Source organism: Actinokineospora enzanensis DSM 44649 (genome assembly GCF_000374445.1).
Lineage (GTDB): Bacteria > Actinomycetota > Actinomycetes > Mycobacteriales > Pseudonocardiaceae > Actinokineospora > Actinokineospora enzanensis.
On sequence record NZ_KB894406.1, the window covers coordinates 150,712 to 173,467 of the forward strand.

Consider the following 22,756-nt stretch of genomic DNA (forward strand, 5'->3'; position numbering starts at 1 on the left):
CCGCCCATACCCGGCCGACATCCTGGGTCGCACCACTGGATGTTGACTTGTTGAACGACCGACCGGCGCGGGCCGACCACCACTACCCTCGGCACGTGCCGCATGTGTTGCTCGTGGAGGACGACCCGACGATCGGTCAGGCCCTGGAGTCCAGCCTGCGCCTGCACGGCCACGACGTCACCTGGGTCACCACCGGCGCCGCGGCCCTCGCCGGGCACCCGGCCGTCGACCTCGTGCTGCTCGACCTCGGCCTCCCCGATCTCGACGGCGTCGACCTCTGCCGCAGGTTGCGCGCCGTCCTGCCGCACGCCGTGCTGGTCATCCTCACCGCCCGGCAGGACGAGATGGACGTCGTCGTCGGCCTGGAGGCGGGTGCCGACGACTACCTCACCAAGCCCGTCCGCCTCGGTGAGCTGCTCGCCCGCGTCAGCGCTCACCTGCGGCGCGGTCCCGTCGGCCTGCCCGGTCAGCCCGCCATCGCGGTCGGCGCCCTGCGCGTCGACCCGGCGGGCAGGCGGGTCAGTGTCGCGGGCCAGGAGATCCCGTTGCGCGCCAAGGAGTTCGACCTGCTGGCGCGGCTCGCCGCCGAGCCCGGCGTCGCGGTCAGCCGAGACACGCTGATGACCGAGGTCTGGGACGCGCACTGGTACGGCTCCACCAAGACCCTCGACGTCCACATCGCCGCCCTGCGCCGCAAGCTCGCCGTCAACCCGCAGACGCCGGAGATCTCCACCGTTCGCGGCCACGGGTACCGCTTGGAGCGGCCCCGGCAGTGATCAGCGGGAGAGGGCGGCGTGCAGGCCCTTGCGGAGGATTTCCAGCTGACCCTCGTCCAGATGCCCCAACGGTCCCGCGGCGGCGGTCAGCGAGCGCATGAAGTCCACGCGCAGGCGTTCGCCCTCCGCGGTGAGCATGAGGGCCTTGACCCGGCGGTCGACCTGGTCGGGCCTGCGGATGACGGCGGCGCGGTCCTGCAGGCGGTCGATCAGCGTGGTCAGGTTCGACGGGTCGTACCGGAGGCGTTCGGCGAGCTTGCGCATCGGGACCGCCTCGCCGGGTTCGAGCGCCATCAGCACCTTCGTCTGCGCCCCGGTCAGGCCCAACCGGGCCGCGCACGCCGCGAAGTCGTCCTGCAGGCGGTCGGCGACCGCCAGCAGCAGTCGGGACACGTCCTGGACCAGGCGGAGGTGCTCCGTCGGGGAATCGGCGGCGGTCACCCGTCAACAGTAACGCCCCCGACCTGGCCGGGCCGGGTCAATGGTTGTCCTATATGGACCGACCGGGCCGCTTCGCGCCGGGATAACGGCAGGTCAGCGTCGAGCGGAAGCGCGCGTGGTGAACGGGCACTTCGGGAGCGTGGCAGTGGGTGCCCACGGGAGTCGCTCCCGTATGCGAACTCGCCGGTCTGGCAAGCGAACCCGTCAGAGCCCGGGCGCGCCGGTCAGTTCGAGGCTGCGCCGCCACAACAGTTCCCGCGCCTCCCGGTCGTAGGCCTGCGAGTCGGCCGTGCTCTCGGCCAGTCGGTCGAAGAACGCGCCGCTGGTGTCCGCTACGTCCGGGTCGACGGCCAGCCGCCGGACGGCGTTCACGCCAACCGAGAGCTCCTCCAGGTGGCTGCCGCGCTCCAGCAGCACCATCTTCGTCGGCATGTACGTGGCCGGGTGCAGGCTGTTGACCGTGACCTCGGCCGCGGGCACGCGCTCGGCCAGCGAGATGCCGAACATGATCTGGGCGAGCTTGCTCTGGCAGTACGCGCGCGATCCGTCGTAGCCGCGTTCGAGCATGAGGTTGTCGAAGTCGAGCGCCCGCTGGCCCAACGACGACACCAGCACCACCCGCGCCGGGGACGACGCGCGCAGCAGCGGGAGCAGCTCCAGGGTGAGCAGGAACCCGGCCAGGTGGTTGACCGCGAACCGCAGCTCGTGGCCGTCCGCGCTGACCCGGCGGTCCCGCCCGTCCGGCTCGCCGCCGCCGATCCCGGCGTTGACGACCAGCACGTCGAGCCGGTCGGTGGCGGCGCGGGTGTCGGCCGCCAGCGCGCGGACCTGGTCCAGCTCGGCGAGGTCCGCCCGCAGCCGGTCGCCCGCCGGGATGCCGAGCTCCACGCCCACCCGGTCGAGCCGTGCGGTGTCGCGGCCGTGTGCCAGCACGCGGTGCCCCTCGCGCGCGAGCGCCTCGGCCAGTCCACGGCCGAGCCCGTCGGTCGCGCCGGTGATCAGGATCGTCTTGGTCACGGGTACGACCCTACCCCCGGGGCCGACACTCCACTGTGGACACCGCTCAGCGCCGCGGCCGGTCGGTGCCGAACATCTCGTCCAGGGTCACCGGCACGAGGGCGCGTTCCTTGAGCAGGTCCTGGATCTGGCCGAACAGGCCCAGCACGGTCGGGTGGTTGGCGTGCCCGAGCATGATCGTGCCCGGGGTGAGGTACTTGCGCGCCTGGTCCATCAGGAACTCCGGGGTGATCGCCTCGGAGTCGCTGTAGGAGCCGTTCCACAGGACCATGCTGGTGAACCCGCTCCGGGTGGCGACGGCGTCGACGCGCGGGTTGTGGAACCCGAACGGCGGGCGGTAGTACGGGCGGGTGGTGGTGCCGAAGGTGCTGTTCACCCACTGTTCATTGCGGTCCAGCTCGCCCTCGATCTGGTGGTCGTTGAGCTTGCGCAGGTCGGGGTGGCTGAACGTGTGGTTCATGATCTGCACCTGGCCGCGCTCGACCAACGGCCTCAGCGTGGCCGCCTGCGGCGCCCAGGCGTGCGCGTACGTCCCGTTCGGACTGAACGTGAGGTGGATGCCGGTGCGGCGGGCGAAGTCGACGTACCCGGCCACGCAGTCGTCGCAGTAGCCGTCGTCGACGGTGAGGGCGATGTCGTGGGTGCCCGCCGGGCCGCGGGTGACCTTGCCCGCCTGCGCGGTCTGGCCGTGCTTGCGCGACGACGGGCTCGGCGTGGCGACCGGGTCGGAGGACGGGGGCGGGGCGGCGGTGGGGTCGGTGGTGTTCGTGGGCCGATCGGGGTTCGTGGCGCACCCGGCCACCGTGGTGGCGAGTCCGAGACCGAGCATTCCGAGAAACGACCGGCGGTTCAGGCCGTGGGCGGGGCATCGCACCGGTTCACGGTAGAGCACCGAGGGCGGGCCGGGGCGGCCGGGTGGAGCTTGGGAATCCGATGACGAAGCCATTACCGGTGCTGTGCGGTCGATCCCGACCGTCCACAGTGGTCATTTGGGGGTTTGGGAGTGCGCTCACCCGGTCGGGGCTGTGTCCAGGTCCGTGACGGCGCGGCGGCGGACCGGTATACAGAACCCGATCACTGGGGTGTTTTGTCGGATCGGAAAGGTTTCTCCCTTGGCACGCTTCCTGACCGCTCGCGGCCGCCGCGCGCTCGGTGCCCTGTTCGGCGCCGTGCTCTGCGCGGCGGCCGCGCTGCCCGCCGCCGCCAAGCCCACGGCCGCGGTACCGCACCTGACCTGGGCCGATTGCCAGGACGGCTTCCAATGCGCCACGGCCACGGTGCCGCTGGACTACGACCGGCCGCTGGGCGCCCGGATCGACCTGGCCGTGATCAAGCTGCCCGCCACCGACCCGGCGCACCGGATCGGCACACTGTTCGTCAACTTCGGCGGCCCCGGCGGCTCCGGCCTGCAACGGCTGCGCGAGCGCGGGCGGTGGCCGTGGCTGTTCTCGGCGGAGCTGCGCGCCCGGTTCGACGTGGTGTCCTGGGACCCGCGCGGCATCGCGAACAGCGCGGCCGTGCGCTGCTTCGACACGCTCGCCGAGCAGCAGGCGTTCCTCGGATCATTCCCCGAGATGCCCGGCGACCCGGGCGGCGAGCAGGCGTTCTACGACGCGTCCAAGGAGCTCGCGCTCCGCTGCGAGCAGCACGCAGGCCCGATCCTGCGGCACGCGTCCACCGCGAACACCGCCCGCGACCTGGACCTGCTCCGACGCGCGGTGGGCGACCAGAAGCTGACCTACCACGGCATCTCGTACGGCACCTACCTCGGCGCCACCTACGCGAACCTGTTCCCGGACCGCGTACGCGCGATGGTGTTCGACGGCTCGATGGACTTCATCGGCAACGCCACAGGTCGGGGCAATGGTCGGACCGTGCCGCTGGACACTCGCCAGGATGTACCGCGCGGCATCTCGGAGACCTTCGACCAGTTCCTCCGGCTGTGCACCGAGGCGGGCCCCCGGTGCGCCTTCTCCTCGGGTGACCCGCGGGCCAAGTGGACCGAGATCATGACCCGGGCAGGCCAGGCCCCGATCACGATCCAGGGCGATGACGGTCCACAGACGTGGACGTACTCCGGGATCCTGAACACCGCCGCCGACCTGTCCGCGGTCAGCGGCTGGCCCGACATCGCCACCCTCCTGCAACGCCTGTACGACACGCCCGCGGCATTGGTCGCCCCGCGTGGCGAGCCGTACACGTCGAACCGCACCGAGGCGTTCAACGCGATCCAGTGCGCCGACAGCGACGTCCCGACCGATCCGGCCGTCTACAGCGCGTACGCCCGGTCCGAGGACCAGCGCGTCCCGTACTTCGGCCGGATCGGCGCCCTGGACATGATGACCTGCGCCTACTGGCGGCCCGAGGACACCGACCGGTACACCGGCCCGTGGAACCGCCGGACGTCGGCGGAGATCCTGGTCATCAACAACCGCTACGACCCGTCGACCCCGCTGCACGGCGCCCGCGACGGCGCCGCCGAGCTGGCCCGCGCCCGCGTCTTCGTGACCGAGGGCTATGGCCACTCGACGATGCTGTCGCCGAGCACCTGCACGGAACAGGTCAAGCGCGAGTACCTGATCGACGGCACGTTCCCGGCCCCGGACCAGGTCTGCGCGATCGACGCCAACCCGTTCCTCGCCACCACCTGACACGCGGGCGCGCGGGCAGCCCGCCCGCGCGCCACGCTCGTCACCGAACGTCGGGTGGTCGGCTCGGGAGGCGGATTGTCGGTGCTCGGACGCATCATGGGCGCGAAGGAGGAACCCATGACCCCGACCACCGCGCTGATGCCCACGAGCATGGTCCTGCCCGTGACCGCGCCCTTCGACTTCACCGCCACCCTGCGGTTCATCGGCGCGTTCCCGGCCACCGCGGGTGAGCAGACGGTCGCGCCGCGTGCGTTGACCAAGGCATTGCGGGAGAACGGGACGGTCGTCGGGGCCCGACTGTCCGCTTCGGATGGTGCGCTGCGGTGCGAGCTGACCACGGCCGACCCCGACACCGTCGAGGCGGTGGCCAACCGGCTCACCTCCCACCTGGGTCTCGACGACGACCTGACCGAGTTCTACGCGCGCGCCGCCGCGGACCCGCCGTTCGCCCGGGTCGTGGCGCGGTTGCACGGGTATCACCAGGTGAAGTTCCCGTCACCGCTGGAGCTGTTCTGCTGGGCGGTGCTCTGCCAACGGGTTCCGCTGCCGTTGGCCCGCCGCACGAAACAGGCCATCGTCGACCACTTCGCCAACACCGTCACCCTCGATGGCGTGACATTGTCCGCGTTCCCGGACCTGGACCAGCTGCTGTCGCTGGACGAGCCCACCCTGCAACGCCTGATCGGCAACCCCCGCAAGGCCGGTTACCTCCACGCGGGCCTGCGCGGCTGGGCCGAACTCGACGAGGAGTACCTGCGCACCGGCGCCTACGTCCGGGTGCGCGACAGCCTCCTCGCCCTGCCCGGCATCGGCCCCTGGTCGGCGAACTTCATCCTGATCCGCGGCCTCGGCCGGATGGACCGGGCGGAACCGGACAAGGAGGCCCTCCGCGCCGCGGCGAAGGTCTACGGCCCGGTGACCGCGTCCGAGTTCACCCGGCTCGCCACCCACTACGGCCCGCACCAGGGCTACTGGGCCCACTACCTCCGCGCCGGTTCCTGATCGGCCGGGCTCATCCGTGCCGCTAGGCGCTGTCCGGCAAGTCCGGCGCACGCTATCCGCGCCCGCGCGGCCTCCGGCCGCACGGGCGGAAAGCCCAAGTACAACCCGGTACGTGCGGCTTCCCGCCCGCACGCCCAGAGACCACGCGGATCACGGATCCCGCGCACCAGACTCACCGGACTAGGGGACCAGCACCTGGGTGGCGCCCGCGTCGATCAGGTCGACCATGCTCACCACGCACAACGCCAGCAGCACCAGACCCACCAGCACCCGCGCGGTTCTCATCGCCCGCGACGCTTGCCGGGCGGGTCGTCGAGGCGCTCGACCTCGATCGACCACTGGCGGGTGTACCCGGCGATGGCCCCGAGCGCGGTGACGACCGGCGCCGCCAGCGCGGCCACCACGCCCGCGGTCACCGGGATCTCCAGCAGCGTGCGCCCCCGCTCGTTCTTGATGAGCACCCGCCGCACATTGCCCTCGTGCACGATGCGCTTGACCTGCGTCACCAGCGCCTTGCCCCGTTCCTGCGCCGACTGCGTCCCGCTCACGACACTCTCCCTCGATGACGACGGTTCCCGCCGACCGTCCCACGGCCCCACACCACCGCAGAACCCGGAAAACCCGACGACCCGCCCGATTCAGGGGCGCGTCCGCATAGGGGTGGACGAGGGAGCCGTGCTCGACTACCGCGAGCCGAGTACCTCCGCGTAGCGCTCCACCAGCGAACCCCGGTCCTGCTGTCCCGTCTTCGCCAGCAGGTTCGACACGTGCGAGTCCACCGTGCGCTGGGACAGGAACAGCCGCTCGCCGATCTTCCGGTTCGTCAGCCGGTCCGCCACCAACACCAGCACGTCGTACTCCCGCGCCGTCACGCCCAACAAACGCAACTCCGATGGAACAGCATCGGTACCCCGACGCCGTTGCCGCACCGACTCGCCCGCGCGCCGCAACAACCCACGGGCCGCCGCGGCCACCCGAGGCGCGGGCAGGGCGTGGAAGTACGCCTCCGCCTCCCGCAACCAGCGCGCCGGGTCACCCCAGCCGCCGTCGATCGCGGTCTCGGCGAGGAGGCGCAGGCCGAGGTTGCGGGCGAGTGGGAACGGTTCCGCAACGACCTGGAACTCGTCGACCAGCCGGGACGCCTCGTCGAGTCGGCCCGCGCGGGCGGCGAGGACCACGTCGGCCGCGGCCAGGAACGACCGGTTCCACCGGGCCTGCCCGCTCGCCGAGTGCCGTACCGCCTCGACGTCCGCGTCCGCGCCGGTCAGCACCGCCAGCAGCAACCGCGGCCCGTGCGCGAACGACACATACTGCGGCGGCCGGTCCGCCTCCGCCGCCATCGCGCGCTCGAACTCGGCCAAGGCCCGCGCGCGGTCCTCTTCCAGCAGCGAGCAGAACGCCATGCCGAAACCCCACAGCGCCGACGTGAAGTCGCAGTCCGCGCCACCGAGCCGTTCGTACTCCTCGAACAGCGCCATCGTCTCCGCCCGCCGCCCCTGGTGAGCGCTGACGCAGACCCGCAACCCCAACGCCGTCACCGCCATGTCGCCCAGCCGCAGCCGTCGCGCCGTCTCCTCGCACTCCCGCGCACCGCGTTCCGCCGCGACATGATCGCCACGCGTCAGGTGCACGACGGCCAGTTCCGCGACGATGTCCAACGCCGTCACCAACGCCCCGGCCGCCAACGCGGCGTCCCGCGCCTCGACCAGGCCCGCCGGGTCACCGGAGCGGATACCGGCCTGCGCGCCCAGGTCGAACAGCAGCCGGATCCGCCACAGCACCAGGTCGTGCCCGTCGGCCAGGTCGAGCGCCCGGCTGAACAGCGACTCCGCCTCGTCCAGGTCCCGGACGCGCGCGCAGGTCCCGAGCACCTCCAACGCCTCGCACGCGGTGTCCGGCAGGTCCGCCTGGGTCGCCGCCCGCAACGCGCGGGTCGCGAGTTCCTCCGCGCGGGCCAGCCGTCCCGTTCCGGGATCGGTGAACGCGAGTTGCGCGGCCACGACGTCGACCCGGGCCGCGAACCCCGGATCCGCCACGACCGGCAGCGCGCGGGCCAGGTCGAGTTCCCGCCGTCCCACCTCCCACTGCCCGCTCGCCGCCGCGGCTCGTGCGAGCCGCAGGTGCACCGCGGCCCGCACGTCCGGCGTGGCGCGCACGGTGAACCGGGTGCCGAGCTCCGCCGCCCGCACCACCTCGCCCGCCGCGACGAGCGCGTCCAGCAGCGGCGCCAGCACCGGCGTCGGATCGGAACCCCCGAGCAGGTCGAGACCACGTTCCAGCAACGCGATGGCCGTCCCGAGACCGCCCTGACCGGCCGCCCGACGTCCCGCCGTGGCGAGCAACTCGGCGGCCCGACCGGTCTCTCCCGCCCGCTCCCACAACTGCTCGGCGAGCAGACACCACTCATCAGGCAGATCGGGACGGGCCTGTTCCACCGCCCGCGCGGCACGGGCCGCCAGTGCGGCGTGTTCCTGGGGCAGCAACCCGGCCCGCAACGCGTCCGCGGTCAACGCGTGCCGGAACGCGTAACCCCCGTCGTCCACCACGACCAGGCGTGCCCCGACTGCCGCGCGCAGTACGTCGAGCAGGGCGACCTCGTCCACACCGGCCACGACGTGCACGAGTTCCGCCGGGAACCGGTGCCCGAACACCGCAGCCGCGCGCAACACCCGTGACCCGTCCGGCCCGAGCCGGTCCGCCCGGGTCGTGACACAGGACAGCACCGCGGGTGGGACTCCCGGACCGGACGCGCGGGCCGGACCCGTGGGTCCCGGGCCGCCGCCGACGATCTCGGCCAGCAGTTCCTCCACGTAGAACGGGTTGCCCTCGCCGTCACCCACCAGCCGGGCCAGCTCGGCGACCTGCGCGGCGGCCGGGTCCAGCCCCAGGCACCCGGCGACCAGCAGGCGCACCCCGGTCTCGTCCAGGTGCGACAGTTCCAGCGCGGTCGCCACCCCGCGCCTGCGCGCCGCCCGGACCAGGTCGACCGCCGGTCCCGGGTCGGGCCGGAGGGTGCCGACGAGCAGCACCGGCTCGGCGGCGAGGTTGTCCACCAGGTAGTCGACCACGGCCAGGGTGTCCGCGTCGGCGTCGTGCAGGTCGTCCAGGGCCAGCAGGCACCCGTGGTCCGCGCCGAGCAGCCGCAACAACCGCAACACCGCCTCGGCGAGCACCACCAGCGAGTCGTCCGCGCCCGGCACCCGGTGCGCCCGCCATTCCGGGACCAAACGGGACAGAGCGGGACGGTAGGGGGCGAGTTCCGCGGCATCGAGCACCGTCCCGTGCCGCAGCACCGACGACAACGCCTCCGACAACGGCCGGAACTGCGCCGACGACGTCGTGGCCCGTCCACGCAGCACCGCGGCCCGTCCCGCCGTTCCCGTCACGTCCCGCAACAGCCGCGTCTTGCCCAGCCCGGCCTCGCCTGCCAGGAAGACCGCCGAACCCCGTCCCCGCCGGGCCGCCCCGAGCGCCGACCGCAACAGGGCCGACTCCTCGTCCCGTCCCACCATGTCCGGAGTCCCGATTCTCCGTACCGGCAACGCCAGGTCGGCCCCACTCGTCAACCCCATGCCCCCTGCTCCTCCTCCTGCTCCATGGAGGTCATCGCGCGATCCCGCATGTTCGTGAGTGGGCGACCCTGTTCCCCATCGGACGGTAAAACGTCCACCAGGGTGGACGCGATTCTCGGTGGTCCGCGCCGGGAATCTCGGCATCCATCGCGGATCTCCGCGACCCCTCATCGGCCGAACATTGTCCGAGGACGCGCACTGGATCCACAGTGCACGAGAGAGGGGACTACCCATGGACAAGAAGACCGTGCTGCGCCGGATCGCGGCACCGGTGCTGGCGGGTGCCGCGATCATGGTCGGCGTCGCGGGCCCGGCCGCCGCGGCCCCGGTCCACGCGAACGCCTCGGGCGCCACGCTGCGGTCCGCGTCGATCACCTTCACCACGCTGACCGACGACAAGGACTCCGACACGCTGGTCACCGTCCTGGTGAAGGACCGCGACGGCCGGGTGGACGCGCAGACCACCGGGTTCTTCGGCCAGTTCAAGGACCAGACCTCGAAGACCCTGCCGCTGCGCATCCGTTCCGGCGCCGCCTGGGACGCGCTGGAGAACGGCGGCTCGATCACCATCACCATCGCCCCGAACGGGCACGACACGTGGAACTTCGCCTACGAGGTCGACCTGTCCTACTCCGACGGCGACGCGGGTTTCCACCTGAACCCGGGCACCTCGCTGAGCGAGTCGCACAAGTCCCTGACCAACCCGCTGAACTAACAACCCCCGGCGGCGGGTCGGATCCACTCGGGGCTCCGTATTTGGAGCCCCGAGTGGGCGCTGCCTGTCCGCTATCGGCCAGTGGGCACCTGAACGGGCTACCGGCGCTCCGAGGTGGTGCGTCGGAATATCGGTGTGCCCCGGGGTGAATCTCGGTATGGATCTCGGTGCGCTCGGTCCCCTGTGCCGGGCACGATCGTGGGGTAAGCGTCGCGTCGTCGGGGAGGACGGTCGCGGCGGTAAGGCACAGCAGGGGAGTTGTTCCGATGGTGAAATCCGATGTGTCCGCCCTGTCCTCGGTGCGGTTCGACACCCGGGTACGGGTGCACGGCACGTCCGAGTTCCACGGCGCGCTGGCGGTCTCGGCCGACGAGATGTGGGCGGTGGGCGGGACGGTCGACCCGGGCACCGGGCTCGATGTCGCCCTGGTCGGGCGCTGGGGGCAGGACTTCCGTTTCGTCCCGCCCGCGGACTCGGGACAGGGCGTGCGGCTGTTCGGGGTGGACCAGGCCGGGGAGGATGTCTGGGCGGTCGGCCGGATCTCCGACGGTCGCGTCGGCAGCCGACCCCGGATCGAGCGCCACGCCCGGCACACCGACTCGGCGACGGCGGTGGACGTCCCGGCGGTGGACCACGACAGCGCGTTGCACGATGTCGCGATGCTCTCGGCCACCGAGGGCTGGGCGGTCGGCGGTTCCGGCCCCGACACCGACTTCAGCCACAACCTGATCGTCCGCTGGGACGGGACGGGATGGAACGAGATCCCGTGCCCGAACCCGGGAACCGCGACCAACCGGCTTGACGCCGTCGCGGCCCGCGCGAGCGACGATGTCTGGGCCGTCGGACACAGCGGCGACGGCACACACACCGACGCCGTGGTGCTGCACTGGGACGGTTCGGCATGGAGCCAGGTCGCGATCCCGGGAGCGGAGATCGAACTGCTCGACGTCGCCGTCGTCGCGCACGACTCGGTGTGGGTCGTGGGTACGACGACGGCCCCCGGCAAGTCGGACGAGCACGTCGGCGTCGTGCTGCACTGGAACGGCTCGACCTGGACCGACGTCCTGCCCGACCCCACCGCCGTCACCCAGATGACCGGCATCGCCGTGCTCGGCCCGGACGACATCTGGTTCGCGGGCTACGCCGAACTGCCGGGCCTGCCCGACACCGAGCACCTTGCGCACTGGGACGGCACCCGCTTGCGGGACGAGGCCCCGGCCGCGTCGACCACCGAGAACGTCGCCTCCGCCCTGCACCGGATCTGCGCCGTGGGCGACCGGCTCATGGCCGTCGGCTGGCGCGCGAGCTCCACCGACCCGGCCGCCCGGTCGGCGGCCGCGCTGCTCGGCCGCACCGGCAAGCGGGCCTGACCGGCACGGGTCTCCGGGCAGGCAGGCCCGGAGACCCGTTGCGGGAGTCCCGGTTGCCGGTCTGGGAGTTCGAGGTGGGTCAGGCGCTGGGGACAGCGGAGCGGCGGACGGTTCCAGTGCGTCTGTCGTCGGTTCGAGCGTTCATGGCGGCCTGCCGGGGGACGGCGCGTTTCCGCGCGGGCGAGGGGCCGTGCGGAAACGGTGCCGGACGGCGATGAAACCCGGCCTTCGGCTCGTTCAGTCCAGGAGCTCGGCGAGGATGGCGAGGCGGGTGTCGTCGGCGGCGCGGTGGACGGCGCGGCCCGCATCGGTGATGCGGACGAAGACGCCGCGGCGGTCGGACTCGCAGAGGGCGCGTTCGACCAGGCCCGCGCGTTCCAGGCGGGCGACGGTGCGGGAGAGGGCGCTCTGGCTCAGGTACATCTCGCCCGCCAGGTCCTGCATGCGCGGGACCCCGCACTCCAGGGCGGCGAGCCGGTCGAGGGTCTCGAACTCGTTCATGCTCACCCCGTGCGCGGTGTCCAGCTCGCGGTCGAGGCGGCAGGCGATCTCGTTGTAGCGCAGCGTCAGCGTGCGCCAACGGTCCACGAGCTCGGTCTGCCTTGGCATGGCGCGCATCTTATCATGCCACTGCATAAGATGTCTACGCATCTTATGCAGTGAAATAAGATGTTGCAGAATTAGATGCCGTTGCATGTAGTTTGACGCTGTGTCTCTCACCGATACGTCCTTCACGCCCGCCCCCACGCGGGCACCCGTCTGGTCCGGCCGGCTCTGGGGAGTGCTGGCCGTGTTGTGCGTCGTGCTGTTCCTCGACGGCATGGACGTCTCCATGGTCGGTGTCGCGCTCCCGTCCATCGGGACCGAGCTGGGCATGCCGGAGTCCGCGCTGCAGTGGCTGGTCAACGGCTACGTCCTGGGCTACGGCGGCCTGCTGCTGCTCGGCGGCCGCACCGCCGACCTGCTCGGCCGCCGCCGCGTCTTCCTCATCGCGCTCGGCGCGTTCGCCGCCGCCTCGTTCGTCGGCGGCCTGGTCGACGACGGCACCCTGCTGGTCGTCACCCGCTTCATCAAGGGGCTCGCGGCCGCGTTCACCGCGCCGACGGCCATGTCCATCCTGACCACGACCTTCCCGGAGGGCCCGGCCCGCAACCGGGCGCTGTCGATCTTCACCGTGTTCGGCGCCAGCGGTTACTCCTCCGGCCTGATCATCGGTGGCCTGCTGACCAGCGTCGGCTGGCGCTGGACCTTCCTCACCCCGGTGCCGCTCGCCCTCGCCGCCCTGTTCTTCGGTCTGCGCCTGATCCCCCGCGACAACGGCCGCGCCGAGGGCGGCCACGACCTGTGGGGCGCGCTCACCCTCACCAGCGGCATGCTGCTGGCCGTCTACACCGTGGTCACCGCGCCGGAGCGCGGCTGGCTGTCCCCGCTGACCCTGGGCTCGGCGGTCGTGGTCGCCGCCCTGCTGACCGCGTTCGTGGTGATCGAGAACCGGATCGCGCACCCGCTGATCCGCCTCGGCATCCTGCGCGTCGGCACGGTCGTGCGGGCCAACCTGAGCCTGATCGCGCTGATGGGCTCGTACGTCAGCTTCCAGTTCATGATGACTCTCTACCTGCAGAACGTCCTGCACTGGGCCCCGCTGGCGATGGCGTTCGCGCTGCTGCCCGCGGGCCTCGTGGTGGTCGTCGGCTCGCCGGTGGTCGGCAAGCTCATCGACCGGTACGGAACGGGACGGCTCATCCAGCTCTCGATGGTCTCGCTGAGCCTCGGCTACGTGTGGTTCCTCGCGACCGCGGGCAACGCGCCCGGCTACCTGGCCACGATCCTGCCCACCATGCTCCTGCTCGGCGGCGGGTTCGGCTTCGGCTTCAGCGCGATCATGGCGCAGGGCACCGAAGGCATCGACGACGCCGAACAGGGCCTGGCGGCGGGCCTGTTGCAGACCTCCGGGCAGGTCGGCTCCGCGCTGATCCTGGCGGTCGTCACGGCGGTACTGGCGGGCAGCGAGCACGCGGTCGACCTCGGTTCATTCCGCCCCGGACTGAACCTGGTCACCGCGGTAGCACTGATCGGCCTGCTGCTCAACCTCGTCCCATTGCTCCGACGGCGCCGCCGCGCGTGATCAACCCGAGGTAGCCTCGATTTCGTCCGATCGAGGCTGCCTCGGTCCAATGGGGGAGGTCCAATGGGGGAACAGACATGATCCTGGTGACCGGCGCGACCGGCACGATCGGCCGCGCATTGATCCGACGCCTGGACGACGCCGTGGCCTTCGTCCGAGATCCCGCGAAAGGGGCGGAACTCGGTTGTCGCCACGTGGTCGGCGACTTCGACGACCCTGCTTCCCTGGCCGCCGCGATGCCGGGCGTGTCCCGTGTGTTCCTGAACGCGGGCGGCGCTGTGCCGGTGGCGGGGGAGCAGCCGATGATCCGACAGCAGCGTGCGGTGATCGATGCCGCTGTGGCTGCCGGGGTTCGGCATGTGGTGAAGCTGTCCGTGTGGCACGCGCGGCCCGAGGGGCGGCTGGCCGAGGGGGCGCACGGGGTGATCGAGGAGTACCTCAAGGGGGCCGGGGTGGGCTGGAGCGTCCTCCAGCCCAACGGCTTCATGCAGAACTTCCTGACCGGGGCGGCGGTGTTCACCGAGGGCGGGCATCTGCTCGGCGCCTATCGGGACAGTCGAGTGTCCTATGTGGATACCGAGGACATCGCGGCTTGTGCGGCGGAGTTGTTGACCGGGGATCCGCGCGCTGGACGGACGTTTGTGCTGACCGGCCCCGAGGGGCTCACGCACGCGGAGATCGGTGCGAAGCTGTCGAAGGTGGCGGGGCGGGAGATCCGATATCTGGACCTGCCCGCGTCCGACTTCGCCGCGCGGCTCGGAGCATTGGGGGTGCCCGGCGGGTTCGCGGAGGACGTCGCCGGGTTGTTCGCGGAGGTGACCACCGGGAGACTGGCCCCGGTCACGGATTCGGTCGCGGAACTGACCGGGCGTCCGCCGCGCTCCTTCGATGCGTTCCTGCAGGACAACGCCGCTGTGATCCGTGAATCCTGGGCCTGAGTCCTCCGCGGGCGAACCGCGTCAGACGGTGCGGAGCACCGAGACGACCGTGCCGAGAATGACAGCGTTGTCCCCGTCGATCACGTCGTAAGCCGGATTGCGCGGCTCCAGGTAAACATGCCCGTTGCGACGCCGGAACACCTTCACCGTCGCCTCCTCCTCGATCATCGCGGCGACGATCTGCCCCGAATGGGCCTCCGACCCCTGCCGCACCACCACCATGTCCCCGTCACAGATGGCGGCGTCGATCATCGAGTCCCCGCGCACCCGCAAGGCGAACACCGTGCCCCGCCCGGTCAGATCCCGCGACAACGTCAACACGTCGTCCACGTGCTCCTCGGCCGCGATCGGCACCCCGGCCGCGATATCACCCACCACCGGCACGGCCACCGAGTCCCCGGAGACCGGAGCCGTCTGACCGAGAAACGCGCGCACGTCGATCGGCCGCGACACCGCCGACCCGCGCCGAAGGAAACCCTTGTCCTCCAACATCGCCAGGTGCTTGGACACCGCCGACGCCGAGCGCAGGCCGACCGCGTCGGCGATCTGCCGGGTGCTGGGGGAGTAGCCGTGCTGGCCGACCCAGTCCCGGATCACCAGGAGGATGCGTTGCTGTCGCTCGGGCAGCAACGACGGGTCAAGTCCTCCGAACAGCTCGTCATCGGTGATCACCCGGGCGATCATAGAGATGCGAACGGGGCGCCCGGTGCACCGGGCGCCCCGTCCACTCACAACGTCACGCCACGTCGTACCGGTCGAGGTCCATGACCTTCGCCCAGGCGGCGACGAAGTCGGTCACGAACTTGTCGGTCGCGTCCGAGCTGGCGTAGACCTCGGCGACGGCGCGCAGCTCGGAGTTCGAGCCGAACAGCAGGTCGACGCGGCTGCCGGTCCACTTGACCGCGCCGGTGGCCCGGTCCCGGCCCTCGAACAGCTCCGCTTCCTCGGTGGTCGGCTTCCACTCGGTGGCCATGTCGAGCAGGTTGACGAAGAAGTCGTTCGTCAGCTTGCCCACCCGGTCGGTGAGCACGCCCACCTTGGCCTCGCGGTGGTTGGCGCCCAGCACGCGCAGGCCGCCGACCAGGACGGTCAGCTCCGGCGCGGTCAGGGTGAGCAGGTTGGCCCGGTCGACCAGCAGGAACTCGGCGGGCAGGCGGTGGCCCTTGCCCAGGTAGTTGCGGAAGCCGTCCGCGGTGAGCTCCAGGTGGGCGAACGACTCCGCGTCGGTCTGCTCGGCGGTGGCGTCGGTGCGGCCCGGGGTGAACGGGACCGACACGTCGTGGCCCGCGGACTTGGCGGCCTGCTCGATCGCCGCGGCACCGCCCAGGACGATGATGTCGGCCAGCGAGACGCGCTTGCCGCCGGTCTGCGCCTCGTTGAACCGGGTCTGCACACCCTCCAGGATGGACAGTACGGCCGCGAGCGCGTCCGGCTCGTTGATGTCCCAGCCGCGCTGCGGCTCCAGGCGGATGCGGGCACCGTTGGCGCCGCCGCGCTTGTCGCTGCCGCGGAAGGTGACCGCCGACGACCAGGCGGTGCGGACCAGCGGGGCCACCGACAGGCCGGAGGCCAGGATCTCGCGCTTGAGCGCGGCGATGTCGTCGGCGTCGACCAGCTCGTGGTCGACCGCGGGCACGCGGTCCTGCCAGAGCAGCTCCTCCTGCGGCACCTGGGCGCCCAGGTAGCGCTGGATCGGGCCGAGGTCGCGGTGGGTCAGCTTGAACCACGCGCGGGCGAACGCGTCCGCGAACTCGTCCAGGTTCGCCGCGAACCGGCGGGAGATCGGCTCGTAGATCGGGTCGAAGCGCAGCGACAGGTCGGTGGTGAGCATTGTCGGCGGGCGGGTCAGCTCACCGGACTCCGGGTCCGGCACGGTGTTCGCACCAGCGCCGTCCTTGGGCTGCCACTGGTGCGCGCCAGCCGGGGACTTGGTCAGCTCCCACTCGAAGCCGAACAGGTTCTCGAAGAACGTGTTGTCCCACTTGGTCGGCGTCTGCGTCCAGGTGGTCTCCAGGCCGCTGGTGATCGCGTCCCGGCCCTTCCCGGAACCGAAGCTGTTCTGCCAGCCCAGGCCCTGCTCCTGCAGCGTCGCGCCCTCCGGCTCCGGGCCGACGTGCTCGTCGGCCGGGGCCGCGCCGTGCGCCTTGCCGAAGGTGTGGCCGCCCGCGATGAGCGCGACGGTCTCCTCGTCGTTCATCGCCATCCTGGCGAAGGTCTCGCGGATGTCGCGGGCCGCGGCCAGCGGGTCCGGGGTGCCGTTGGGGCCCTCCGGGTTGACGTAGATGAGTCCCATCTGGACGGCGGCCAGCGGGTTCTCCAGGTCGCGGTCGCCGGTGTAGCGCTCGTCGCCCAGCCAGGTGCGCTCCGGGCCCCAGAACACGTCCTGCTCCGGCTCCCACACGTCGGCGCGCCCGCCCGCGAAGCCGAACGTCCTGAGCCCCATGGTCTCCAGCGCGCGGTTGCCGGTGAAGACCATCAGGTCGGCCCAGGAGACCTTGCGGCCCCACTTCTGCTTCACCGGCCACAGCAGACGGCGGGCCTTGTCCAGGTTGCCGTTGTCCGGCCAGCTGTTGAGCGGGGCGAAGCGCTGCATGCCCGCGCCCGCGCCGCCGCGGCCGTCGTGCACGCGGTAGGTGCCCGCGCTGTGCCAGGCCATCCGGATCATCAGGCCGCCGTAGTGGCCGAAGTCGGCGGGCCACCAGTCCTGCGAGGTGGTGAGCACCGCGTCGACGTCGGCGGCCAGCTCGTCCAGGTCCACGGTCAGGAACTCGGCCGCGTAGTCGAAGTCGGCGTCCATCGGGTTGCTGGCCGCGGAGTGCTTGCGGAGGATGCCCAGGTTCAGCTGGTTGGGCCACCAGTCGCGGTTGCTGCCGCCCTCGGTCGGGTGGCTGAACCGCCCGGTGGACACCGGGCACCCGCCGGCGCCCTCCTCGTTCATGTCACCGACACGGGCGTTGTGGGGCTCGGACACGCGAATCCTTTCGGGACGGGAGATCTATCAGCTTGTTGCGGTGGAACATCCGGGACAGAGACCCCGGTAGACGACCTCGGCCTCGTCGATGACGAAACCGTGGTCGTCGGAGGCGGTCAGACAGGGGGCGAACCCGACGGAACAGTCGACATCGGCGATCGCGCCGCAGGACCGGCACACGACGTGGTGGTGGTTGTCCCCGACCCGCGCCTCGTAGCGCGCCACCGAGCCGGGCGGCTCGATGCGCCGTAACAGTCCGGCGGCGGTCAACGCCCGCAGCACGTCGTACACGGCCTGGTGGGACACCGCGCCGAGGGAACCACGCACGGCACCGATGATGGAATCCGTGTCGGCGTGCGGTTCCGCGTGCACGGCGGACAGCACGGCCAGCCGAGGGCCGGTCACGCGCAGTGACACCGCACGCAGCATCTGCCGGAAGTCGGAGTCCGTGGGCACGCGGGAAGTCTCGTCCATCTTCTGGAATCAGTCAAGTTAACGTTCGTCGACCGGCCGGATTCGGTACTCTCGGTCACTGGTCGTGTTCGTGGTGGTGTCCTGGGGAGGGGTTGTTGTGGCGGAACGGGTGATGGACGGGCGTAGTGAGCGCGGAGTGTGTTACCGGCTGCGTGGTGACGGACCGTTACTACTGTTGATCCCGGGTGGGGTCGGCTCGTCTGCTTCGTACGGTCCGTTGGCGGCCGCGCTCGCCGATGAGTACCGGGTGTTGACGTTCGATCGCCGGGGTCACTTCGGCAGTGCCGGGTCCACGGTGGCGGACCTGTCGATGTCCCGGCACGCTGCGGATGTCCGGGCGCTGCTCGACGAGGTCGGTGGGGGTCCCGCGCTGGTGTTCGGCAGTAGTGCGGGGGCGGTGATCGGGCTGGCGTTGGTGGCGGAGCATCCGGAGGTCGTGGCCGGGGTGGTGGCACATGAGCCGCCGGTGGTGGGGTTGCTGCCGGATGCCGCGCGGTGGTCGGGGTTCGCCGCGGAGATCGGGGAGCTGTATCGGGTGGAGGGGGTTGGGGCTGCTTATGCGAGGTTCGCGGGGACGATTGGGGGTGGGGGGCTTTCGGTGGAGTTGGAGCGGGAATGGGACGTGTTGTTTCGGTGTGAATGGGAACATATTATGGGATATGTTCCGGATATTGCGGCTTTGGCGCGGGCTGGGCGGGTGGTGATTCCTGCGGTGGGGGTGGATAGTGGGGACCAGTACTATGCGCGGGCTGCTGGGGTGCTTGCTGGGCGGTTGGGAGTGGGGTTGGCGGAGTTGCCTGGGGGGCATTTGGCGCCGCGTGAGTCTGCGGGTGAGTTTGTTGATGCGTTGCGGGGAGTGCTGGCTTTTGTGCGAGGGTGACGGGGTGCTCTGCCGGCCATTGTCGGTCGGCCTGCTTCCGGGTTGACGGAACGGACTTGACTGTCCTATTCGGACTTCGGGCCCAGGCCGTGGAGAAGGGTGTCGAGGACGAGAGTGGCCAGGGCGTCGGGGTCGTGCTCGGTGGTGGCGTGGGCGGCTTCGCCGAGGAGGGCGTAGTAGACCTGGCGGGTCCAGGTGAGGTCGGCGGTTGGGGCGAGGAGGCCGTGGTCCCGGGCGCGGCGCATGAGGTCCTCGCAGCGGTCCGCGATCCGGCGCTGGCCGTCGGCCATGGGGGAGGTCGGGTCCATGGATGAGGCCATCGCGAATGGCCAGGCGAGCTTCAGTCGTAGTACGCCCGCTGTGATCCGGTGCAGTGCGACCATCGGCGGCGCTGTCTCCGGTCGTCCCTCGTCGATCAGTGTGTCGAGTTGTCGGACGACGTCGGTGGCCATCGCGTCGAGCAATGCCTGGCGGGTGGCGAACCGGCGGTGCACGGTGGCTCGGGCCACCCCCGCCGCCTCGGCGATCTGTTCCATCGACGCCGCCGGGTCCCGGGCCAGCACCTGTTCGGCCGCCTCCAGGATCGCGCGGACGCTCCGCTCGGCGTCGGCCCGCAGCGGGCGCGGTCTGGTCACCCGGTCATCCTCCCTGCTGCCCGTTCGGACCTGCGAGTCAGGCGTGAAATGATACATAAGTGTTGCAGTTAGCTTGGCAATGGTGTCTACTCTGTATCAGATACTCGCCGAACTCAAGGAGAAGACATGCGACCCGTCGCACTGGTGACCGGGGCGTCCGCGGGCCTGGGCACCGAGTTCGCCGAACAACTCGCCCGTCGCGGCTACGACCTGGTCCTCCTCGCCCGCTCCGAGGACCGTCTCCGCCGCCTCGCCGCGCACCTGACCGGCAGTCACGGTGTCGAGTGCACCGTCCTCGCCGCCGACCTGGCCGATCCGGACACCCCCGCCCGCGTCGCCGACGACCTTGCTCGCCGGGGCATCGTCGTCCACACCCTGGTCAACAACGCGGGTTTCGGCTCGGTCGGTCGCTTCGAGGACATCGGCGCGGGCGTCGACCAGACCCAGGTGATGGTCAATGTGGCCGCGCTGGTCGGGCTGACCCGGGCATTGATCCCCGACATGCTCGCGGGCGGCGCGGGCGCCGTGATCAACGTCGCCTCGACCGCGGCCTTCCAGCCCTCGCCTTACTTCGCCACCTACAGCGCGGGCAAGACCTTCGTCCTCAACTTCAGCCTTGCTCTTCGGCAGGAATACCGCGGCCGCGGCGTGAAGGTGTTGTGCGTGTGCCCGGGGGCGACGAAGACGGAGTTCTTCGACGAGATCGGCACCAAGGCCGCCATCGGCCCGATGATGTCGGCGAGCACGGTCGTCGGCACCGCCCTCAAGGCCCTGGACCGCGACCGCGCCTATGTCACCCCGGGCCTGCGGAACTCCCTCAACGCCCACCTGCTCCCACGCCGCCCCCGCACCCTCGTCGCCGCCATCGCCAAGCTGGTGACCCGCTCAGCCGCCTAGTGGTGCGACCCAGAACGTCGACCATGTCTCGACCCGCCCACGACGTGCCTGACGGCACCGCCGAAACGACCAAGTACATCCAGTACGAGGCCGTTCCGGCGGCACCGCCAGCCACGCCGTGGACCCGCCGATACACGGCCGACGTTCTGGGTCGCACCACTAGGAGGCGACATCCTCGTAGGAGATCACCGTCTGCACGGAGCGCACGATCCCCGCCGGATCCCGCCCGATGCCTTCGAAGCACCTCGGCGCGCTCCGCGATGTAGGACACCGGGTTGTGCGGCGGCTCGCGTCCTGTATTTCCGGAATGTCGTCCGCTTCCTGCCAGACCCGGAGAATGTCGTCGTAGTCGACGTGCATCGGGGTCGCGGGTATTCGTCCGGTTTGACCCGCTGGCATCATCGACGGCGTGGCTGAATACCGGGAACCGAGTTTCGGCGTGGGTGCGGGTTTCGCCCGCTATCGCGGCCCGGCCTTCGACACCGCGGCGCACTGCCATGCCGCGTTCCAGATCGCCATCGCGCTCGACGGCGAGGTGGCCATGGTGGACGCGGACGGGGAGTGCCACCGTGGGGCGGCCCTGGTCGTGCCGCCGATGGCCCGGCACCGGATGCTCGCGGGCACGGACCTCGTCACGTTCTTCATCGAACCGCACAGCGCCTTCGCCGACCGCCTGCGCGGACTCTGCGGCGACGGTGTCACGGTCGTCGACGAGCTGCGCGACCTCGACGAGGCGGAGGTCCGTTCCGGTCTCCCGTCCCGTGCCATCGACCCGCGGCTGCTGGCCGCCATGGACGCGGTGACGACGCCGGGCTGGTCGATGCCCGAGGTCGCCGCCCGGGTCGGCCTGTCCCCGCAGCGGTTGCGTGCCCTGGCCCGTCGGCAGCTCGGCATGCCGCTGCCCCGGTGGCGGGTCTGGGTCCGTCTGCGTCGAACAGCCGAGGCCCTGGGTGCGGGGGACTCGCTGGCGGACGCGGCTGTCGCGGGCGGGTTCGCCGATCAGGCGCACCTGTCCCGTTGGATGCGGGAGATGATGGGACTGACGCCGACCGAGACGCTCCCGGCCCTTCGCGCCAGGCCGGGACGTGCGGGGTAGGGCTTGCCTGCGTGTCCCGGTCTGTTCCGTCGTGTTGCGGTTTCGCCCGGGACGGCCCCGGACACGCGGTCAGGGGCGGCGGCCGGTGTAGATGGAGATCGTGCCGGTGATCGTGGGAACGGCCGCCGCTTCCCGCACGTTCCGGAACCCGGCCTGGGAGATGAGACAGGGCAGCACACCCTCGGCGTTGGGCTGGGTGTGCTCGATGCCGTCGGCGAGTTGCACCAGCCGGAACCCGAGCCGCGCCAGCGTCGTGCGTTGCAGGCCGTAGTCGGCGATCACCAGGCGGCCACCGGGGCGCAGGGCCGCGAACATCGACGCCAGCATGGCGCGTTTCATCGACATCGGGCACTGGTGCAACACCAGACTGGACACCACGACACTCGCCGCGCCCGCGCCGACCGCGTCCTGGACCGCGTCGCCCATGCCGACCCGCCACTGCACCGCCACCCCTGCGGCCGCGGCCTTGCGCCGAGCCACCGCCAGTACGTCGTGGTCCGGGTCCAGGCCGATGATCCGGGCCTCCGGTCGGGCGCGGCCCAGCAGCACGGCCAGCGAGCCGGTGCCGCAGCCGACGTCCACGATCACGTCGTCCGGGTGCGGCGCCACGTGCCGGACCACCAGCCCGCGCCACAGCCGCTCGCGGGTCAGCGTGATCACGGTGTCGTAGTGGCGCACCGGGGCGAGGCGGCCCAGCGCGGGGGTGAACGTTCTCTCGGTCATGCCGCCCAGCCTCGACGACCGCCACGCCCGCCGTCTTGAACGAACCGCTCGCCTACCGGCCCCGGTCCGCCCCGGCTCGTAGGCTGTCCGGATGCCGGGCAGTCGAAGGGTGCGGGCGGCGCGCAAGCGCAAGCGCCGCATGGAACGCGTCGAACACGACCTCACCGACCCGCAGTGGACCGCCCTCCAATCCGCCTGGGGCGGCTGCGCGTACTGCGGCGCCACCGACCAGCCCCTGCAACGCGACTGCGTCCTCGCCATCTCCCGCGGCGGCCGGTACACCATCGACAACGTGGTGCCCGCCTGCCGGTCGTGCAACACGAGCAAGTGCAACATCGAGGTCACCTCCTGGCTGCGCCGCAAACGCCTGGATGAGCGCGCGTTCCTGACCCGACACCTGGAGATCAGGGCAACCCTGGAGCAGGACCCGACCTGACTCCCCAGCCGCGCGGATCATGACCCGAGGCCGAGCG

The 22,756-nt window shown here is 71.2% G+C and carries 22 protein-coding genes; 11 read left to right on the forward strand and 11 right to left on the reverse strand.

What is annotated here, in order from left to right:
- Positions 1 to 95 precede the first annotated feature (95 nt).
- Positions 96 to 776: a response regulator transcription factor gene (locus C503_RS0107590; protein ID WP_026316061.1), complete on the forward strand. Its 681-nt coding sequence runs from the start codon at positions 96 to 98 to the stop codon at positions 774 to 776.
- On the opposite strand, the gene C503_RS38495 is transcribed toward C503_RS0107590, so the two are convergent.
- The 3 genes from C503_RS38495 to C503_RS0107605 form a co-directional block, all read right to left on the reverse strand.
- Positions 777 to 1,217 (reverse strand): MarR family winged helix-turn-helix transcriptional regulator, encoded by a 441-nt coding sequence (locus C503_RS38495; protein ID WP_018681587.1) that lies wholly within the window; start codon positions 1,215 to 1,217, stop codon positions 777 to 779. It lies immediately after the preceding gene.
- Positions 1,218 to 1,421: 204 nt separating this feature from the next.
- Positions 1,422 to 2,234, reverse strand: coding sequence for an SDR family NAD(P)-dependent oxidoreductase (locus tag C503_RS0107600; protein WP_018681588.1), 813 nt, complete (start codon positions 2,232 to 2,234; stop codon positions 1,422 to 1,424).
- 46 nt (positions 2,235 to 2,280) lie between these two features.
- Complete coding sequence (locus tag C503_RS0107605; protein WP_245572427.1) at positions 2,281 to 3,108, reverse strand: polysaccharide deacetylase family protein; 828 nt, start codon at positions 3,106 to 3,108, stop codon at positions 2,281 to 2,283.
- A gap of 238 nt (positions 3,109 to 3,346) precedes the next feature.
- On the opposite strand from C503_RS0107605, the gene C503_RS0107610 reads away from it, so the two are divergent.
- Both C503_RS0107610 and C503_RS0107615 read left to right on the forward strand, forming a co-directional pair.
- Positions 3,347 to 4,885: an alpha/beta hydrolase gene (locus C503_RS0107610; RefSeq protein WP_018681590.1), complete on the forward strand. Its 1,539-nt coding sequence runs from the start codon at positions 3,347 to 3,349 to the stop codon at positions 4,883 to 4,885.
- A 117-nt stretch (positions 4,886 to 5,002) separates the two neighbouring features.
- Positions 5,003 to 5,887, forward strand: a complete 885-nt coding sequence (locus C503_RS0107615; protein ID WP_026316062.1) for a DNA-3-methyladenine glycosylase family protein — start codon at positions 5,003 to 5,005, stop codon at positions 5,885 to 5,887.
- A 281-nt stretch (positions 5,888 to 6,168) separates the two neighbouring features.
- Here the strand turns inward: C503_RS0107615 and C503_RS0107625 are convergent, their stop codons facing one another.
- Together C503_RS0107625 and C503_RS0107630 are read right to left on the reverse strand one after the other, a co-directional pair.
- The gene (locus C503_RS0107625) at positions 6,169 to 6,435 is read right to left on the reverse strand and encodes a DUF4342 domain-containing protein (RefSeq protein WP_018681593.1); all 267 of its coding nucleotides are present in this window, start codon (positions 6,433 to 6,435) and stop codon (positions 6,169 to 6,171) included.
- Positions 6,436 to 6,570: 135 nt separating this feature from the next.
- On the reverse strand, positions 6,571 to 9,459 hold the full coding sequence (locus C503_RS0107630; protein ID WP_084476861.1) for a helix-turn-helix transcriptional regulator: 2,889 nt from the start codon (positions 9,457 to 9,459) through the stop codon (positions 6,571 to 6,573).
- Positions 9,460 to 9,691: 232 nt separating this feature from the next.
- Here C503_RS0107630 and C503_RS46725 point away from each other — a divergent pair, with 232 nt between their 5' ends.
- Both C503_RS46725 and C503_RS0107640 read left to right on the forward strand, forming a co-directional pair.
- A complete protein-coding gene (locus C503_RS46725; protein WP_018681595.1) occupies positions 9,692 to 10,174 on the forward strand; it encodes a hypothetical protein in 483 nt (160 codons plus the stop codon).
- A gap of 266 nt (positions 10,175 to 10,440) precedes the next feature.
- On the forward strand, positions 10,441 to 11,544 hold the full coding sequence (locus C503_RS0107640) for a beta propeller repeat protein (RefSeq protein WP_018681596.1): 1,104 nt from the start codon (positions 10,441 to 10,443) through the stop codon (positions 11,542 to 11,544).
- A 237-nt stretch (positions 11,545 to 11,781) separates the two neighbouring features.
- On the opposite strand, the gene C503_RS0107645 is transcribed toward C503_RS0107640, so the two are convergent.
- Positions 11,782 to 12,153: a MarR family winged helix-turn-helix transcriptional regulator gene (locus C503_RS0107645; RefSeq protein ID WP_026316064.1), complete on the reverse strand. Its 372-nt coding sequence runs from the start codon at positions 12,151 to 12,153 to the stop codon at positions 11,782 to 11,784.
- A 172-nt stretch (positions 12,154 to 12,325) separates the two neighbouring features.
- Between C503_RS0107645 and C503_RS0107650 the strand changes: the two genes are divergently transcribed.
- Positions 12,326 to 13,669, forward strand: coding sequence for an MFS transporter (locus tag C503_RS0107650; RefSeq protein WP_018681598.1), 1,344 nt, complete (start codon positions 12,326 to 12,328; stop codon positions 13,667 to 13,669).
- 77 nt (positions 13,670 to 13,746) lie between these two features.
- On the forward strand, positions 13,747 to 14,607 hold the full coding sequence (locus C503_RS0107655; protein WP_018681599.1) for an SDR family oxidoreductase: 861 nt from the start codon (positions 13,747 to 13,749) through the stop codon (positions 14,605 to 14,607).
- Between the two features lie 21 nt (positions 14,608 to 14,628).
- Here the strand turns inward: C503_RS0107655 and lexA are convergent, their stop codons facing one another.
- From lexA to C503_RS0107670, 3 genes are read right to left on the reverse strand one after another with little or no spacing between them, the layout of a single operon-like run.
- Positions 14,629 to 15,291, reverse strand: coding sequence for a transcriptional repressor LexA (gene lexA, locus C503_RS0107660; RefSeq protein WP_018681600.1), 663 nt, complete (start codon positions 15,289 to 15,291; stop codon positions 14,629 to 14,631).
- A gap of 52 nt (positions 15,292 to 15,343) precedes the next feature.
- On the reverse strand, positions 15,344 to 17,545 hold the full coding sequence (gene katG, locus C503_RS0107665; protein ID WP_211222349.1) for a catalase/peroxidase HPI: 2,202 nt from the start codon (positions 17,543 to 17,545) through the stop codon (positions 15,344 to 15,346).
- Positions 17,546 to 17,605: 60 nt separating this feature from the next.
- Positions 17,606 to 18,052, reverse strand: a complete 447-nt coding sequence (locus C503_RS0107670; RefSeq protein ID WP_018681602.1) for a Fur family transcriptional regulator — start codon at positions 18,050 to 18,052, stop codon at positions 17,606 to 17,608.
- Between the two features lie 112 nt (positions 18,053 to 18,164).
- Here C503_RS0107670 and C503_RS0107675 point away from each other — a divergent pair, with 112 nt between their 5' ends.
- Complete coding sequence (locus C503_RS0107675) at positions 18,165 to 18,932, forward strand: alpha/beta fold hydrolase (RefSeq protein ID WP_033400367.1); 768 nt, start codon at positions 18,165 to 18,167, stop codon at positions 18,930 to 18,932.
- A 65-nt stretch (positions 18,933 to 18,997) separates the two neighbouring features.
- Here the strand turns inward: C503_RS0107675 and C503_RS0107680 are convergent, their stop codons facing one another.
- Positions 18,998 to 19,567 carry a TetR/AcrR family transcriptional regulator gene (locus tag C503_RS0107680; RefSeq protein WP_018681604.1) on the reverse strand — a complete coding sequence of 190 codons (570 nt, stop codon included), beginning with the start codon at positions 19,565 to 19,567 and terminating at the stop codon, positions 18,998 to 19,000.
- A gap of 126 nt (positions 19,568 to 19,693) precedes the next feature.
- Here C503_RS0107680 and C503_RS0107685 point away from each other — a divergent pair, with 126 nt between their 5' ends.
- On the forward strand, positions 19,694 to 20,464 hold the full coding sequence (locus tag C503_RS0107685) for an SDR family NAD(P)-dependent oxidoreductase (RefSeq protein ID WP_018681605.1): 771 nt from the start codon (positions 19,694 to 19,696) through the stop codon (positions 20,462 to 20,464).
- Between the two features lie 409 nt (positions 20,465 to 20,873).
- Positions 20,874 to 21,560 carry an AraC family transcriptional regulator gene (locus tag C503_RS0107695; RefSeq protein ID WP_026316069.1) on the forward strand — a complete coding sequence of 229 codons (687 nt, stop codon included), beginning with the start codon at positions 20,874 to 20,876 and terminating at the stop codon, positions 21,558 to 21,560.
- Positions 21,561 to 21,629: 69 nt separating this feature from the next.
- On the opposite strand, the gene C503_RS0107700 is transcribed toward C503_RS0107695, so the two are convergent.
- A complete protein-coding gene (locus C503_RS0107700; protein ID WP_018681608.1) occupies positions 21,630 to 22,283 on the reverse strand; it encodes a class I SAM-dependent methyltransferase in 654 nt (217 codons plus the stop codon).
- 91 nt (positions 22,284 to 22,374) lie between these two features.
- Here C503_RS0107700 and C503_RS0107705 point away from each other — a divergent pair, with 91 nt between their 5' ends.
- Positions 22,375 to 22,719 carry an HNH endonuclease gene (locus C503_RS0107705; RefSeq protein WP_033400330.1) on the forward strand — a complete coding sequence of 115 codons (345 nt, stop codon included), beginning with the start codon at positions 22,375 to 22,377 and terminating at the stop codon, positions 22,717 to 22,719.
- The last annotated feature ends 37 nt before the right edge of the window (positions 22,720 to 22,756 follow it).